Here is a 16517-nt window from a genome sequence, read left to right as displayed (position 1 = left end):
CATGTACCAGCCCGCGTACTTCAAGCAGACGGACAGCGAGGCGCTGCACGCGCTGATGCGTGCCTATCCGTTCGCGACCGTGGTGGTGGAGGGCGAGGACGGCCTCGCAGCGAATCATCTGCCGATTGAACTGGTGGATGGAAAATTGCACGGCCATGTCGCGCGCGGCAATGAACTGGCGCGCTTGGACGGGGCCGAAGTGCTGGTGATCTTTCGCGGTCCGGACGGCTATATCAGTCCCAACTGGTATCCGAGCAAGCAGGAAACCCATCGCGAAGTGCCCACCTGGAACTACGCCGTGGTGCATGTGCATGGCCGCCTGCGCGTGATCGAAGACACTACTTGGCTGCGCGAGTTGCTGGAGCGTCTGACCGATCGTCACGAGGCCGGTCTTCCTGCGCCTTGGCATGTCTCCGACGCGCCCGAAGATCACATCGAAAAGATGCTGCGCGCCATCTCCGGGCTGGAAATTTCCATCGAGCGCATCGAAGGCAAGTTCAAGTTGAACCAGAACCACCCGGCGGCGAATCGCGCCGGTGTGGTGGCTGGCCTCGGGCAGCGCGCCGGCCGCGGCGATGCGGAGCTGGCCGCACTCATGTCCAAACAGGAAGAGGGAAGCTCGTGAGCCACACGCATCAGCACCACTACAAGGTCGATGTGACCTGGACTGGCAATCAGGGCACCGGCACCAAGACTTACCAGGGCTATGGTCGCGATCACGAGATTCGCATCGAGGGCAAGCCGACCATCGAGGGCTCGTCCGATCCGATGTTTCGCGGCGATGCCAGCAAGGTCAACCCGGAAGACATGCTGGTGACGGCACTGTCTACCTGTCACATGCTGTCCTACCTGCATCAGGCGGTGTTGGCCGGCGTAGTGGTGACGGCATACACCGATAGCGCCGAAGGCACGATGGAGACCGACACGCATGGCGGTCACTTCACCGAGGTGGTGCTCCATCCGGTGGTCACCATCACCGCCGACAGCGATCCGGCCAAGGCCGAGGCGGCGCACGATGCTGCACACCACGGCTGTTTTATTGCCAATTCAGTGAATTTTCCGGTGCGCGTGGAACCGCGCATCGTGATTGAATCCAAGTAATCCTTTATCCGTTTAGCCTTCCATCTCAGGATTCGCAAGTCATGAGCAAAGACATCGTTCTCGCCTTCTCCGGTGGCCTCGACACCAGCTTCTGCGTGCCTTACCTCAAGGAGCGCGGCTGGGCCGTGCATACCGTGTTCGCCGATACCGGCGGCGTGGATGCCGAGGAGCGCGCCTATATCGAGCAGCGCGCCAAGGAGCTGGGCGTGGCCAGCCATGTCACCGTCGACGGCGGTCCGGCGATCTGGAACGGTTTCGTGAAGCCGTTCGTGCAGGCGGGTGAGGCCTACCAGGGCCAATATCCGCTGCTGGTGTCCGATCGCTACCTGATCGTGGACGCTGCCATTGCGCGCGCCAAGGAACTGGGCACCAAGGCGATCGCGCATGGTTGCACCGGCATGGGTAACGATCAGGTCCGCTTCGATCTGGCCGTGAAGGCGCTGGGTGACTACCAGATCGTGGCGCCGATCCGCGAGATCCAGAAGGAACACACCCAGACGCGCGCCTATGAGCAGGCGTACCTGGAGGAGCGCGGCTTCGAAGTGCGCGCCAAGCAGAAGAGCTACACCATCAACGAGAACCTGCTGGGCGTGACGCTGTCCGGCGGCGAGATCGACCATTGGAAGACGCCGGGCGAGGGTGCCCGTGGCTGGTGCAAGCCGCGCGCCGAATGGCCTACTGAAAAGCTCACCGTCACCCTTGGTTTCGAAAAGGGTGAGGCGGTGTCGCTCAATGGCCAGAAACTGCCGGGCGACAAGCTGCTGGCCAAGCTCAACGAGCTGTTCGCGCCCTACGGCGTGGGCCGCGGCATGTACACCGGCGACACCACCATCGGCCTGAAGGGTCGCATCGTGTATGAAGCGCCGGGCCTGATCTCGCTGCTCGCCGCGCACCGCGCACTGGAAGAAGCCGTGCTGACCAAGCAGCAGAACCGCTTCAAGCCGGAAGTGGCGCGCAAGTGGGTGGAAGTGGTGTACGAAGGCTTCTTCCACGATCCGATCAAGACCGATCTGGAGGCGTTCCTTTCGTCCAGCCAGAGCCAGGTCAATGGCGAAGTGGTGCTGGAGACTTCCGGCGCTCAGGTGACGGCGGTGGAAGTGCGCTCGCCGCACATCCTCAACGCCAAGGGCGCCACCTATGCGCAGTCTGCGGATTGGGGTGTGGAGGAAGCCGAAGGCTTCATCAAGCTGTTCGGCATGAGCAGCACGCTGTGGGCTGAGATCAACCGTAGCTGATCGTGCGACGCGTCGTCCCGGCATGTGCCAGGGTGACGGTTTCGTCGTGACATTCCAGACACCACCAGGCGGATCGCATGAGCGCACTACTGGACGACACTCTTCGACATCTACGCGCGCTGGTCGGCTACGACACGCGCAATCCGCCGCGCGAGATCGGCACGGGCGGCATTTTCGATTATCTGCGGGAAAACCTGCCGGGCTTCGACGTATCCGTGACTGACTACGGCGCTGGCGCCGTCACGCTTTACGCCGTGCGCGGCAAGCCGAAGGTGCTGTTCAACGTGCACCTCGATACCGTGCCCGATTCGCCGCACTGGACGGCGAGCCCGCATGAGCTGCGCTTGACTGAAGACCGGGCGATCGGGCTGGGTGCTTGCGATATCAAGGGCGCTGCTGCTGCGCTCGTTGCGGTCGCGAACGTCACCCGCGGCGATATGGCCTTGCTGTTGTCCACCGATGAAGAAGCGAACGACCCGCGTTGCATCGCCGGCTTCCTCAAGGACAAGCCGGCTTACGACGCCATCATCGTGGCCGAGCCGACCAAGGGCGAAGCCGTGCTCGCGCATCGTGGCATCCATTCGGTGCAGATGCGTTTCAAGGGCAGTGCCGGCCATGCCTCGGGCGAGCAGAAGCCCAGCGACAGCGCGGTGCACCAGGCGGTGCGCTGGGGTGCTGCTGCGCTGGACTACGTGGAAAAGCAGGCGCACGAGCGCTTTGGCGGCCTCACGGGTCTGCGCTTCAACATCGGTCGCGTCGACGGCGGCATCAAGGCCAACATGATTGCGCCGTCCGCCGATGTGCGTTTCGGCTTCCGTCCGTTGCCGACCATGGCGCCTGACCAGCTGCTGGAGACCTTCCGCACGCTGGTGGAGCCGCAGCCGGTGGAGTTTCAGGAACTGTTTCGCGGCGACTCGTTGCCTGCAGGCGACACAGCCACGGCCGAAGCACGCCGCCTGGCCGCACGCGATCTGGCGGACGAGCTGAATATCCCGATCGGCAATGCCGTGGACTTCTGGACCGAAGCGGCGCTGTTCTCCGCGGCCGGCTACATCAGCTTTGTGTACGGCCCAGGGGACATCGCCCAGGCGCATACCGCTGACGAGTGGGTTGCACTGGATCAATTGCAGCATTACGCCGACACCATTTACCGCATCATCGATAAGAGCTAAGACCGAAGTGGAAGCCCACAAGCACACACGGAAAACCATCGTCCGCCTGCTTTCCAGCATGGGTAGCGCGAAGGAAATCCAGCAATACCTCAAGCGTTTCTCGCAGTTGGACGCCAAGCGCTTCGCCGTGGTGAAGGTTGGCGGCGCGGTGCTGCGCGATGATCTACCCGCGCTTACCTCGTCGCTCACCTTCCTGCAGCAGGTAGGCCTGACGCCGATCGTGCTGCACGGCGCCGGCCCGCAGCTGGACGAAGAGCTGTCGGCCGCGGGCATCGAGAAGCACACCGTGAACGGCTTGCGCGTGACCACGCCCAAGGCCTTGTCCATCGTGCGCAAGGTGTTCCAGGAGCAGAACCTGCGCTTGGTCGAAGCCCTGCAGACCATGGACACGCGCGCCACTTCGGTGCCGTCGGGCGTGTTCACGGCCAGCTATATCGATCGCGATACCTATGGGCTGGTCGGCAAGGTCAGTCAGATCAATCTGGCGCCGATCGAGGCGAGCCTGCGTGCCGGTTCGATTCCGGTGATCGCCAGCCTTGGCGAAACCGAAGAGGGCCAGATCCTCAACGTCAACGCCGACTTCGCCGCCAATGAACTGGTGCGCGTGCTGCAGCCGTACAAGATCGTGTTCCTTACCGGCACGGGCGGTCTGCTGGACGATCAGGGCAAGATCATCGACTCGATCAACCTGAGCACGGAATTCGAACACCTGATGTCGCAGCCGTGGATCAACGGTGGCATGCGTCTGAAGATCGAACAGATCGCTGACCTGTTGAACGATCTGCCGCTGACCTCCTCGGTGTCGATCACCAAGCCGTCCGAGCTGGCCAAGGAACTGTTCACCCACAAGGGTTCGGGCACCCTGGTCCGCCGCGGCGAAAAGGTGAAGCGTTTCGAGTCGTGGGAGGGCATCGATCTGGGTCGCATGCGCGAGCTGATCGAGTCGAGCTTCGGCCGCACGCTGGTGCCCGATTATTTCGAGCGCACGAAGCCTTTCCGTGTCTATGTGAGTGAAAACTATCGCACCGCGATGATACTCACCATGGAAGAGGGTCTGCCGTACCTGGACAAGTTCGCCGTGCTCGACGATGCGCAGGGCGAAGGCCTGGGTCGCGCGGTGTGGCAGGTGATGCGCGAGGAGAATCCGCAGCTGTTTTGGCGCTCGCGCCACGGCAACAGCGTGAATCATTTCTACTACGCCGAATCGGACGGTTGCCTCAAGCAGCCGAGCTGGAAAGTGTTCTGGTACGGCCTCGACGACTTCGACACGATCGCCCGCTGCGTGGCGCATTGCGCGCAGCGCCTGCCGACCCTGGTGGACTGAATCATGAGCACGACTCGACATCGCATAGGCATCGTGGGCGCGCGCGGCCATACCGGCGCCGAACTGATCCGCCTGGTGGCGGCGCATCCGTCGCTGGAGCTGGCCTTCGTTTCTTCGCGCGAGCTGGATGGCCAGCGCGTGGCCGATCATGTGGACGGCTACACCAGCGAGTTGCGCTACACCAACCTCGATGCCGAGGCCGTGGCGGCGCAGAACGCGGACGTGGTGGTGCTTGCCTTGCCCAACGGCAAGGCGGCGCCTTATGTGGAGGCGATCGACAAGGCCAAGCCCGATACGCTGATCGTCGACCTCTCGGCCGATTATCGCTTCAACGAGAAGTGGTACTACGGCTTGCCCGAACTCACCCGCCAGCTGTGGCGTGGCGAGAAGCGCATCAGCAATCCGGGCTGCTATGCCACCGCCATCCAGCTTTCCATCGCGCCCTTGAAGGACTTGCTCGCTGCGCCGCCGGTGAGCTTTGGTGTTTCCGGCTATTCCGGCGCGGGCACCACGCCTTCGGACAAGAACAATCCGGAAAAGCTGCGCGACAACCTGATGCCGTACTCGCTTACCGGCCATATGCACGAGAAGGAGGCGAGCCGCCATCTCAACGTGCCGGTGGAGTTCATGCCGCACGTGGCGCCGCACTTCCGTGGCCTGACTGTCACCACCAATCTGTACCTGGCGCGTCCGGTGACGCGTGAGGACATCGTCAAACGCTTCAATGGCGCCTATGAGGAAGAGAAGCTGGTGCACGTGGTGGACGAGGCGCCCTGGGTCAGCCAGATCGCCAACAAGCATCATGTGGATATTGGCGGTTTCGCGGTGTCCAACGACGGCAAGCGCGTGGTGGTGGTGGCGACGCTGGACAACCTGTTGAAGGGTGCGGCGACGCAGGCCATGCAGAACATCAATCGCGCCATTGGCGTGGATGAGTACACCGCGATTCCGACCACTTGATCGTCATTCCGGCTTGCTCCGGACGTGCAAAAGATAGCGTCACACAACGATTGCAGGATTCCCCGATGACCCAACCCCTCTGGCAAAAATCCAACATCAAGATCGACGCCCGCATCATGGCGTTTCTTGCCGGCGACGACGTGCTGCTGGACCGCGAGTTTTTCCTGCACGACATCACTGCCAGCAAGGCGCATGTCGAAGGTCTCGCCAATATCGGTGTGGTCAGCGCTGACGAAGCTGCCGCGCTCAAGCGTGAGTTGGATGCTCTGGCTGAGGATTTCCGTACCGGGTCGTTCGTGCTGGACGATCGCTATGAGGATGGCCATTCGGCGATCGAGGCACGCCTTACCGAGCGCCTCGGCGATGCCGGCCGCCGCGTACACACCGGCCGCAGCCGCAACGATCAGATCCTGGTCGCCACGCGCCTGTGGCTGAAGGAACAGCTGGCCGCGCTTGAGCAGCATTGCCGCGCCATTGCGCACGTCTGCCTCGATCGCGCCGCGCAGCCGGCGGTCCCGCTGCCGGGCTATACGCATCTGCAGCGCGCGGTCGTGTCGTCCACCGGCATGTGGTTTGCCGGTTTTGCCGAGGGTTTTATCGACAACGCGCTGCGTGCGAAGCAGACCTCGCTGCTGATCGATGCGAATCCGCTCGGTACCGCCGCGGGCTATGGCGTCAACCTCAAGCTGGATCGCGAACACACCACGCAGGCGCTGGGCTTTGCCCGCATGCAGGTGTCGCCGATCTATGCGCAGCTCTCGCGAGGCAAGTTCGAGATGGCCGTGCTTGAGGCGATTGCCGGTGCGCTGCTGGATGTGCGCCGCATGGCGTGGGACCTGTCGCTGTTCACCACCGCCGAGTTCAACTTCGTCAAGCTGCCGTCCGAATACACCACCGGCAGCTCGATCATGCCGAACAAGCGCAATCCGGACGTCGTCGAGCTGTTGCGCGCCAGCTATGCCAGCGTGGCTGCTGCGCGCACCGAGATCGAGCAGCTGCTCTCGCTGCCGTCGGGCTACCAGCGCGACCTGCAGTTCTCCAAGGGCTCGCTGTTCCATGGCTGCCGTCACGGCCTGGCCGCTTTGGAGCTGGTGCCGGATCTGCTGGCCCGCATGGAGTGGAACGAGCCGGCCATGCGTGCCGCGATCGAGCCGGCCATGTACGCCACTGACGTGGCGATCGAGCAGGCCGCCGCCGGTGTGCCGTTCCGTGATGCCTATCGGGCAGCGGCCGATGCCGCCGCCTCGGCAGGTGAAGGGCGCACGCCCGAGGGCAGCCTGGCCGCTCGCGTGTCGCCCGGTTCCGGCAATGACCTGCGCCTGGACGAATTGCGCGCTAGACTCAGCCATCTGGACGGCTAAACGGTGAGCGGCATGAAGACCGACAGTACGGGAAGTGCCGAACCATGAACGAGGGGCAGCGCACGCAGGTTTCTCCGCAGGCGCTGCCTTCCTGGCGTCGTGCCGTGTTGAAGGTCGGCAGCAATCTGCTCGCAGCCGATGGCGGCGGTCTCACTGCGGCCTATGCCGCAACGCTGGCGGATTTCATCCAGGCGAGCCGCGAGGCGGGCCGTCAGGTGGTGCTGGTGTCGTCCGGCGCGGTGGCGGCGGGGCGGGCGCAGCTGCGGGCGCATGCGCCCAGTGGCGGTGATCTGGCGGCGCGCCAGGCGCTTGCCGCGTTGGGCCAGGCGCCCATGATTGCGTTGTGGCAATCGCTCAGCACGCGGCCGGTGGCGCAGGTGCTGCTGACCCATGACGACCTGCGTAGCCGTCGCCGCTATCTCAATGCGCGCACCACGCTACGCGAGCTTCTGGCGCTCGACGTATTGCCGGTGGTGAACGAGAACGACACGGTCGCGGTCGATGAGTTGAAGCTGGGCGACAACGACAATCTTGCCGCCATCGTTGCTGCCCTGGTCGACGCCGACCTGCTGCTGATTGCTTCCGATATCGATGCGCTTTATACGGCCGATCCGCGCCGCGATCCCGCAGCGTTGCCCGTCCTGAGAGTGGAAGCGCTAACCCCCGAGATCCTGGCCATGGCGGGCGGCAGCGGTAGTGCGGTCGGTACGGGTGGCATGCACACCAAGCTTGAGGCGGCGTCCAAGGCCGGCGCTGCCGGCATCCCCACGGCGCTGTTCAGTGGCCGCAACCCGGTCGCGGTGCAGGCGCTCGCCAACGGTGAGCTGCACGGTACTTTCTTTGCCGCTGGGCGCAGTCGCATGCAGGCGCGCAAATACTGGCTGCGCCATGCACCCGCGGCCCCGGGAGGCATCCAGGTGGACGCCGGTGCTGTACGTGCTCTTGCGGGTGGGCGAGCGTCCCTTTTGCCCGGCGGAGTGCGTGCTGTGGACGGCGATTTCCATCGGGGTGACTTGGTCGAGATCGTCGACGAGCAGGGGCGTGCGATTGCGCGCGGGCTGAGCCAGTACGGCGCCGGCGAAGTGAAGCGTCTGGCAGGGCGACATAGCCGCGACATCGAAACCGTACTGGGCTACAGCTACGGCGCAGAAATCGTGCATCGTGATGATCTCGCCACCACGGCAGACATCGAGACCACCGGAGATATCGACGCATGAGCGACATCCGTTCGTTGGCGCTGGCCTGCCGCGACGCGGTGCCGGCGTTGGCCATGCTCGATACGCCAACCAAGCGCGCACTGTTGAATGACATGGCGGGTGCGCTTGAGCGCCGCATCGACGAGGTGCTTGGCGCGAATGCGCAGGACATGCAACACGCCGCCGACAAAGGCCTGCAGGGTGCCATGCTGGATCGCCTGCGGCTCGACCCGGCCCGCGTTGCCGGTATCGCCCAGGCCTTGCGCGACGTGGCGCAGCTGCCCGATCCGGTGGGCGTCATCACGCGACAGGAGACGCTTGCCAATGGCGTCACCGTGGAGCGCGTGCGCATACCGCTTGGCGTGATCGCGATGATCTACGAAGCGCGTCCCAACGTCACCGCCGATGCTGCGGCGTTGTGCCTGATGGCTGGCAACGCGGTGATTCTGCGCGGCGGTTCCGAAGCCATCCATTCCAATCGCGCCATCGCTGCCGCGTTGCACGAGGCGCTCGGCGCGCACGGCTTGCCGACGGCGGCCGTCACCTTGGTGGAAGATCTCAGCCGCGAGACGATGGTGTCGCTGCTGCAGTTGAGCGATCTGGTCGATCTCGCCATCCCGCGCGGCGGCGAGGGCCTGATCCGCTTCGTGACCGAGCACGCGCGCGTGCCGGTGATCAAGCACTACAAGGGCGTGTGTCACCTGTATGTGGATCGCCTTGCCGATCTGGCGCTGGCCTTGAATCTGCTGATCGATGGCAAGACGTCGCGTCCCGGCGTGTGCAATGCGCTGGAGACGGTGCTGGTGCATCGCGATGTGGCAGACGCCTTCCTGCCTCGCGCTGCAGCCGCTCTGCGCGAACGTGGCGTTGAATTGCGCGGCGATCAAGCGACCCGCGCGCTGGTGCCCGAAGCGAATCCTGCCGGCGAAGACGATTACGCGGCCGAATTTCTCGACCTGATCATCGCGCTACGCGTGGTGGACAGTCTCGATGAGGCGATCGCGCATATTCACCGCTACGGCTCCGATCACACCGAGGTCATTGCCACCAGCGATGCGTCGACGGCGCAGCGTTTCGTGCAGTCGCTGCGTTCGGCGGTGGTGATGGTCAATGCGTCGTCGCGTTTTTCCGATGGCGGGCAGCTGGGGCTGGGGGCGGAGATCGGCATCTCCACCACGCGCCTGCATGCGTACGGGCCGATGGGCGCGGAGTCGCTCACGATCGAGCGATTTGTGGTGCGTGGGGAAGGGCAGGTGCGGCACCCGGAGAGCCGTATCCCTTAAATTGTGGGAGCGCGCCCTGTGCGCGACTGGGACTTGAGGCAAGGTCAGTCGCGCACAGGGTGCGCTCCCACAGGGGAGGGGAGAGGGGGCGCTTACTTCGCCGGCTCGATTGGCCGATGGTCGTAACTCACCACGCGCGTCAGCTGCCACCGACCATTCTGGTAGCGCCAGATATGGAAGAACTTGCCCATGCCTTCGCACTTGCCGGACTCAAGTTGGCAGAACTTGTGGGTGCCGATCTCGATCGCGCCGTAATCCTTGATCGGATACACCTCGATGCTGCCGACCAGTTCTCGGCGCACCTTGTGGCAGATATTGCGCCGGGTCGCATCGACGATGGCGTCGCGCGAGGTCATCAGCCCACCCTTGTCGTGGTAAAACTCGACGTCATCGCTGAAGTACTCGCCAAAGGTCTTCAGGTCGCAGTGGTTGTAGGCGTCGAAGACCTTGCTGTCGAGCGAAGCGATGGTGCGGGTCAGTTCGTCGCCAGAGGGGATGGCGGCTGGTGTTTGGGCATAGGCCAGGCAAGCGGCCATCGGTAGGGCGATCAGGCCGATCAGACGGACAAGCAGTGCGTTGCGCATGGCCATTCCTTGTCGTGGATGCGGCCATCATGGACCAACCAGCCAGTCCTCGCATCCATGCCTTATGGATGGACGTCCGTCTGCCCTTGGCGTTCGACGCGATTTCGGCCGCCGCGACATCACCGCCTTGAGCTGCTCCAGCAACAGGGCAACGGGGGCTTCCAGGCGGGGCGGCAGGGCGCGGTGAACCAGCCAGGCGATCATGTCCAGCTGGAAGTCGGTCACGGTGACGAGCTTCAATTGACTGCGATAACTGCTCGCGGCCAGCAGATCGGGCGTGATGATGCCGATACCTGCGCCACGCGCGACCAGGGATAGCTGCAGATCCGCCCCGAATGCTTCCACACCCACGTTGCACGGCAGTCCGCGTTCTTCCATGGCTCGCCGCAGGGTGGAGCGCATGCCGCAACCGTTCTGGCTCAGCACCCAGGGAAACTCAGCGAGATCCTTGAGCGTGGCGCGCGCACGCAGGCCCAGCGAAGGTGCGGCGACGATGCGCAAGGGTTGGCGATCGAAGGCGTGGGTGGTCATGCTCGCCGGTGGCGGCGTGTGCTCGGACAGCACCACGGCAGCAGCATCCAGCAAGCCTGTTTCCACCTGCTCAACCAGGCCGGGCGACCAGGCCGAATGTATGCGCAGCGCGAGGCCGGGATAGCGCGAGCGGAGCAGGTCGATGGGCGTGGTGAGTGCGCGCTCCGCCAGGAACGGTGGCATGCCCAGCCGCAATTCGCCGGAAGGCTCGGTGTCGGCGCGTGCCAGCGCGAGCAGGTCGGCTTCGGCGTGCAGCAGGTCGCGACCCTTCTGGTAGATCTCGCGTCCCGCCGCAGTGGGGCGCAGCGGCTTGGACTGGCGATCCAGCAACTCGATGCCCAGCAAGGCCTCCAGGCTTTGCACGCGACGCGTCACGCCGGGTTGGGTGAGGTGCAGTTGTGCTGCCGCCTGGACAATGGAGCCGGTGTCCACGACCGCGATAAACGCCCTGACATCCCGCGTGTTCATGCCCGATGATCTTGCCTAGTATGCGAATTGCGCATGAAAAATATGATGATTATTCACTGTCATCATGATGCCAGGGTATTTAGCATCGCAGGCCTATCGATTGGCAAGGCCCAGACATGCAATACCTCTCCCGACGCCGTATCGATGCCGTACCGAACGAGGTGCCGGCCGAGCTCACCACGCCCTTGACCCTGCTGTTCGCCTTCGCGGTGGGCGTGATCATCATCAACCTCACGGCGGCGCAGCCCCTGGCTGGCCCGGTGGCGCGCGCGATGCACCTGCGCCCGTCGCTCACCGGCCTGGTCGCGATGCTGCCGCAGCTGGGTTACGCCGTCGGCATGTTGTTCCTGGTGCCCTTGGCGGATCTGTTCGAGAACCGTCGCCTGACCACGATCACGCTGCTGGCCTGCGCGCTGGCGCTGGGCGCTGCGGCGCTGGCGCAGCAGGCGTGGTGGTTGTTGCTGGCCGTGTGCCTGGCCGGGGCCACGTCGTGCGCGATCCAGATTCTGGTCCCGCTGGCCGCAGCGATGGCGAGGCCTGAGCATCGCGGCAGCGCCGTGGGCAATGTAATGATCGGCGTGATGCTCGGCATTCTGTTGTCGCGTCCGTTCGCCAGCCTGGTGGAAGGCGCGTGGGGCTGGCGTGCGTGCTACGGCTTGCTAGGCGTGTTCGACGGCTTGCTCGCCCTGGCGCTGTGGTTCGCGCTGCCGCGGCGACAGCCGCCGGTGCATACCTCGTATCGCGGGCTGATCGCGTCGCTGTGGACGCTGTGGCGCGATGAACCGGTGTTGCGTCGCTACGCTGTCTCGGCGGCGATCATGATGGCGGCCTTCAGTGCATTCTGGACCGGCATTGCGTTGCGCCTGGTGCAGGCACCGTTTCTACTCGATAGCCGCAGCCTGGCGTGGTTCGCTCTCGCCGGTGTGGCCGGCACGGTGGTGGCACCGTTGGCAGGCAAGGCGGGCGATCGCGGTCATAGCGTGGTGGGCATGCCGATTTCCCATGCCGTGGCGACAGCAGGCTTTGTGCTTGCGGGGATCGCTGGCGCGGGCTGGTTCGGCATGGATGTGATGCAACATCCGCTGTTGGCGTTGGGCCTGTTGGTGCTTGCCGCCATCGTCATCGATGCCGGCGCCATCGGTGATCAGACGCTGGGGCGGCGTGCGATCAACATGCTTGATCCGGCCGCGCGCAGCCGACTCAATGGCTTGTTCGTCGGCGTGTTCTTCATCGGTGGTGGCGGGGGCGCAGTCGTTGCTGGCAGCGCATGGGCTGCGGCGGGATGGACAGGCGTGTGCTGCGTCGCCCTGGTCCTGTGCGCGCTGGCCTTTGCGCTCGACGCGACGACATGGCGCGGCATGCGCCGCGCCGCCTGATCAGCCGCGCTGCGCCCAGCGGCGCGTGGCTTCGGCGAACGCCACGCAGTCGGCAAACTGGTTGTACAGCGGCGTCGGCGAAATGCGGATCACATCGGGCTCGCGCCAGTCGCCGATGATGCCGTGCTCCACCAGATCATCGAACAGTGCGCGACCACGCGCGCGGCCACCGAGCACGCGGATGGACAGCTGCGACCCGCGACGCGACGGATCGCTCGGCGTCACCACTTCCAGCACGTCGCTCAACTGGGATTGCACCAGCCATTCCAGATAAGCGGTAAGCCGCAGCGATTTTTCGCGCAGCCTGCCCATGCCGGCGCGACGGAAAATTTCCAGCGACACGCGCAGCGGCGCCAGCGCGAGGATCGGCGGATTGCTCAGCTGCCAGCCGTCCGCACCATAAGTGGGCACGAACTGCGGACCCATCTGGAAGCGCGATATCTTGTCGTGCCCCCACCAGCCGGCGAAGCGCGGCAGGGTGGTGCGCGCGTGGCGCTCATGCACGAACGCGCCGCCGACCGCGCCCGGGCCGCTGTTGAGGTATTTGTAGCTGCACCAGATGGCAAAATCCGCGCCGCTGTCGTGCAACTGCAGCGGCAGATTGCCCACGGCATGCGCCAGGTCGAAACCCACCATGCAGCCGTGGCGATTGGCCAGGCGCGTGATCGCAGCGAGGTCGAAGGCCTGGCCCGTGCGGTACTGCACGCCCGGCAGCATCACCAGCGCAATGCGCGAACCATGTTCGGCCAGCACGCGTTCGATGGCGTCCATCGAGATCACGCCGTTGGCTTCGTCGCCCTGCAGCTCGATCAGCGAGGTGGCCGGATCGTAGCCATGGAAACGCACCTGCGATTCCACCGCATAACGATCGGTGGGAAACGAGCCCGCTTCGATCAGGATGGCGTGCCGCTCCGGTGTGGGCCGATAGAAGCTCACCATCATCAGGTGCAGGTTCACGCCCAGGGTGTTCATCGCCACCACTTCGGACGGCTGCGCACCCACGACGCTGGCGAGGTCGTCGCGCACGAACTCGTGATAATCCATCCACGGCAAGTCGCCGCGGAAGTGGCCTTCCACCGCCTGATCGGCCCACGAGTCGAGTTCGGCGCTCAGCGCGGGGCGCACGGCGCGCGGCTGCAGGCCCAGCGAATTGCCGCAGAAATAATGGCCGTCGCGGCCCTCGTGCCGGGGTATCAGGAATTCGTCGCGGAAGCCGCGCAGCGGATCGGCGGCATCCTGGGACTGCGCCCAGGCAAGGGTGGCTTCAAACGGAGCGGACATCGGGAATCTCTTGCAGAGGCGTCGTGCCCAGCGCGGGCACGACGTGGATGACGACTTACTTCATGCGTGCGGCGATGGCGTCGCAGCCCTTGTCGAACGCAGCGCGCCACGCGGCGCCGGCCTGGCCTTGCGCGGGACGCACGCAACGCAGCTGGATGGCGTGGCTGTCCTTGAACCAGTAGCGCTCGCTATAGCTGTACGGCGCGCCGTTTTCCTGCGCCGTATAGACGAAGTCGTCCGGCGTGCCGCCGCTGGCAGCCTGGTAGCCGGTCAGGGCCTTGGCCTTGCCCATGGCGCCACTCACGTATTGCTGGAATTCGCCGGCGTTGCCCACCTGCTTCACCGTGACGCTGATGCGGGCGAGGCTGCTGCTGCCGTTGGGCGAGGGATCGGGTACCTGGAACACACGTACTTCCGGATCGCCCTGCGTTTCCATGATGCCCATCCACTGGTCGGGCGTGCTGAAGGTGACGCTGCCGCCGGCCATGCTGACATCAGCGGCGTGGGCGGTTCCGGCCAACACGAGGGCGCCGGCGATAACCAAAGTGCGGAACAAGCTCATGCCTTTTCCTGTGCGTGAGGGTGAGGTTCGAAACGCTGCAGCGGCAGCCCCAGCCATTCCAGGGCGGTGCCGTGGAAGAGTCGTGCGCGGTCGTGGTCGTCGAGCCCGAGTGACTCGATGCCGCTGCCCGGATGCTGCTCCCCCAGCGGGAAAGGATAGTCGGTCCCCAGCATCACGCGATCGACCCCGGTCACATCCAGGAGATAGCGCAGGGCGGCCGGGTCGTGCACGCAGGAGTCGAAATACAGGCGTTGCAGGTATTCGCGAGGATTGCGCGGGTTGTCCGTGGCGACCAGGTCGGGGCGCATGCGGAAGCCGTGCTCGATGCGGCCGATGGTCCACGGGAAGCTGCCGCCGCCATGGGCCAGCATCACACGCAGCCGCGGCAGGCGCTCCAGCACGCCGCCAAATACCAGGCAGCAGGCCGCGCGCGACTGTTCGGCCGGCATGCCCACCAGCCAGGGCAGCCAGTACTTGGGCATGCTGGCAGCGCCCATCATGTCCCAGGGATGCACCATCACCGCGGCGCCCAGGTCGGCGGCTGCCTCGAAGAAGGGAAACAGTTCGGGGGCGTCCAGGTTCCAATCGTTGCAGTGCGAACCGACCTGCACGCCCTGCAGGCCCAGTTCGTCGATGCAACGCTCGAGCTCGCGGATGGCCAGGTCGGGCGACTGCAGCGGCACCGTGCCGATGCCGGCGTAGTGACGCGGATGGTCGTTGCAGATGCGCGCCGTCTCGTCGTTCAGATGACGGTGCAGTTCCAGCGCCTGATAGCCGGGCGCCCAGTACGAGAACAGCACGGGTACGGTGGAGACCACCTGCACGCTGACGTCGAAGCGGGCGTAGTCGTCGATGCGCTGTTGTGCGTCGAACGCCGAGTCCCATACCTCTCTGAAGAACTTGCCATCCTTGTAGATGCGATGGCGCCCGTCGTTGTGGATCATCACCGGAAAGCGCTCGTCGCCGAACTTGGCGGCGAGGTTGGGCCAGTCGCGGGGGAGGATATGGGCGTGCGTGTCGATTTTGAGCATGCCGCCGAGTGTAAGTCAGGGGCGCGGTGCCGTCTCGGCGCGGTGCAGCGTAAATGCCGTCCGGGGGGTTCGGGCGGCCCGACTCAGCTGTGGCGAGATTCCTGCCAGCTGAACTTAGGCCCGATTGCACATGCAAGCCGTCACGGCTGGCGGCATGATGGCGAGCGCGACGACGTCCGCAGCCATCGGAGGCAACATGAAGTTTCTGGTCATGATCTATAACGACGACAGCCTGCTCGAGGCCCTGCCGCCGGGTGAGTTCGACACGATGATGCACGGCTGCTTCGTCCACGCCGACGAACTGCGCGCCGAGGGCCATCTGCTCGATTCCATGCAGCTTGAACCGCCGGCCCAGGCGAAATCGCTGCGCATGCGCGACAACATCATGAGTGTGGTGGACGGCCCGTTTGCCGAAGCGAAGGAATACCTCGGCGGCTTCAACCTGATCGAAGCGGCCGACATGGCCGAGGCTGTGCGCATCGCCGCGGAATTTCCGTGGGCGCGCACGGGTCGCATCGAAGTGCGGCCGGTGCGGGATATCGATGCCGTGCGCCGGCGCGTCGGGGCGTAAAAAGCGTAACCCGTGTGGGAGCGCACCCTGTGCGCGACCGCTGAGCCTCGCCGCTACCTCTTCGCTGGGCCGTCGCGCACAGGGTGCACTCCCACAAGGAAAGCGTGGCGCCTGGCGTTTACGGAGCCCTTGTAGGAGCGCACCTTGTGCGCGACCGCGGAGCTGCGCCGCTACCTCTTCGCTGGGCCGTCGCGCACAGGGTGCGCTCCCACAATGAAAGCGTGGCGCCTGGCGTTTATGGAGCCCTTGTAGGAGCGCACCTTGTGCGCGACCGCGGAGCTGCGCCGCTACCTCTTCGTTGGGCCGTCGCGCACAGGGTGCGCTCCCACAATGAAAGCGTGGCGCCTGGCGTTTACGGAGCCCTTGTAGGAGCGCACCYTGTGCGCGACCGCGGAGCCTCGCCGCTACCTCTTCGCTGGGCCGTCGCGCACAGGGTGCGCTCCCACAATGAAAGCGTGGCGCCTGGCGTTTACGGAGCCCT

16 protein-coding genes are annotated in these 16517 nt (G+C 64.9%); 11 read left to right on the top strand and 5 right to left on the bottom strand.

Annotation, left to right across the window (positions count from 1 at the left end):
• Position 1: 1 nt before the first annotated feature.
• The 9 genes from AC1DE1_RS11530 to AC1DE1_RS11490 all read left to right on the top strand — a co-directional run bounded on the left by AC1DE1_RS11530 (position 2) and on the right by AC1DE1_RS11490 (position 9632).
• A complete protein-coding gene (locus AC1DE1_RS11530) occupies positions 2-625 on the top strand; it encodes an FMN-binding negative transcriptional regulator (protein WP_477177233.1) in 624 nt (207 codons plus the stop codon).
• Entirely contained in the window at positions 622-1101 is a 480-nt protein-coding gene (locus AC1DE1_RS11525) for an OsmC family protein (protein ID WP_477177232.1), read from the top strand. Before AC1DE1_RS11530 ends, AC1DE1_RS11525 begins: the two co-directional genes overlap by 4 nt.
• A 41-nt stretch (positions 1102-1142) precedes the next feature.
• Entirely contained in the window at positions 1143-2336 is a 1194-nt protein-coding gene (locus AC1DE1_RS11520; RefSeq protein ID WP_477177231.1) for an argininosuccinate synthase, read from the top strand.
• 77 nt (positions 2337-2413) lie between these two features.
• Positions 2414-3508 (top strand): acetylornithine deacetylase, encoded by a 1095-nt coding sequence (locus AC1DE1_RS11515; protein ID WP_441604301.1) that lies wholly within the window; start codon positions 2414-2416, stop codon positions 3506-3508.
• Positions 3509-3515: 7 nt separating this feature from the next.
• Positions 3516-4832 (top strand): acetylglutamate kinase, encoded by a 1317-nt coding sequence (locus tag AC1DE1_RS11510; protein ID WP_441604300.1) that lies wholly within the window; start codon positions 3516-3518, stop codon positions 4830-4832.
• A gap of 3 nt (positions 4833-4835) precedes the next feature.
• Positions 4836-5792 (top strand): N-acetyl-gamma-glutamyl-phosphate reductase, encoded by a 957-nt coding sequence (gene argC, locus AC1DE1_RS11505; RefSeq protein ID WP_477177230.1) that lies wholly within the window; start codon positions 4836-4838, stop codon positions 5790-5792.
• 65 nt (positions 5793-5857) lie between these two features.
• A complete protein-coding gene (gene argH, locus AC1DE1_RS11500; RefSeq protein WP_477177229.1) occupies positions 5858-7153 on the top strand; it encodes an argininosuccinate lyase in 1296 nt (431 codons plus the stop codon).
• Positions 7154-7197: 44 nt separating this feature from the next.
• Positions 7198-8370, top strand: coding sequence for a glutamate 5-kinase (gene proB, locus AC1DE1_RS11495; RefSeq protein WP_477179091.1), 1173 nt, complete (start codon positions 7198-7200; stop codon positions 8368-8370).
• The gene (locus AC1DE1_RS11490; RefSeq protein WP_477177227.1) at positions 8367-9632 is read left to right on the top strand and encodes a glutamate-5-semialdehyde dehydrogenase; all 1266 of its coding nucleotides are present in this window, start codon (positions 8367-8369) and stop codon (positions 9630-9632) included. The genes proB and AC1DE1_RS11490 overlap by 4 nt, the downstream gene beginning before the upstream one ends.
• A 92-nt stretch (positions 9633-9724) precedes the next feature.
• Here AC1DE1_RS11490 and AC1DE1_RS11485 read toward each other — a convergent pair whose 3' ends face one another.
• The gene (locus AC1DE1_RS11485; RefSeq protein WP_441604295.1) at positions 9725-10216 is read right to left on the bottom strand and encodes a nuclear transport factor 2 family protein; all 492 of its coding nucleotides are present in this window, start codon (positions 10214-10216) and stop codon (positions 9725-9727) included.
• 27 nt (positions 10217-10243) lie between these two features.
• Entirely contained in the window at positions 10244-11215 is a 972-nt protein-coding gene (locus tag AC1DE1_RS11480) for a LysR family transcriptional regulator (protein WP_477177226.1), read from the bottom strand.
• A gap of 116 nt (positions 11216-11331) precedes the next feature.
• Here AC1DE1_RS11480 and AC1DE1_RS11475 point away from each other — a divergent pair, with 116 nt between their 5' ends.
• Positions 11332-12591: an MFS transporter gene (locus AC1DE1_RS11475; RefSeq protein ID WP_477179090.1), complete on the top strand. Its 1260-nt coding sequence runs from the start codon at positions 11332-11334 to the stop codon at positions 12589-12591.
• Here the strand turns inward: AC1DE1_RS11475 and kynU are convergent, their stop codons facing one another.
• The 3 genes from kynU to AC1DE1_RS11460 are packed head-to-tail and all read right to left on the bottom strand — an operon-like array spanning position 12592 to position 15465.
• A complete protein-coding gene (gene kynU / locus AC1DE1_RS11470; protein ID WP_477177224.1) occupies positions 12592-13872 on the bottom strand; it encodes a kynureninase in 1281 nt (426 codons plus the stop codon).
• Positions 13873-13927: 55 nt separating this feature from the next.
• Positions 13928-14434 (bottom strand): hypothetical protein, encoded by a 507-nt coding sequence (locus tag AC1DE1_RS11465; RefSeq protein ID WP_477177223.1) that lies wholly within the window; start codon positions 14432-14434, stop codon positions 13928-13930.
• Positions 14431-15465 carry an amidohydrolase family protein gene (locus AC1DE1_RS11460; protein WP_477177222.1) on the bottom strand — a complete coding sequence of 345 codons (1035 nt, stop codon included), beginning with the start codon at positions 15463-15465 and terminating at the stop codon, positions 14431-14433. Before AC1DE1_RS11460 ends, AC1DE1_RS11465 begins: the two co-directional genes overlap by 4 nt.
• A 196-nt stretch (positions 15466-15661) precedes the next feature.
• Here AC1DE1_RS11460 and AC1DE1_RS11455 point away from each other — a divergent pair, with 196 nt between their 5' ends.
• Positions 15662-16036, top strand: a complete 375-nt coding sequence (locus AC1DE1_RS11455; protein ID WP_477177221.1) for a YciI family protein — start codon at positions 15662-15664, stop codon at positions 16034-16036.
• The last annotated feature ends 481 nt before the right edge of the window (positions 16037-16517 follow it).

This window comes from Dyella sp. 05T440, assembly GCF_056395965.1.
Note: the sequence above shows the minus strand (reverse complement) of the source record. Positions and strands in the feature narration are given on the sequence as shown.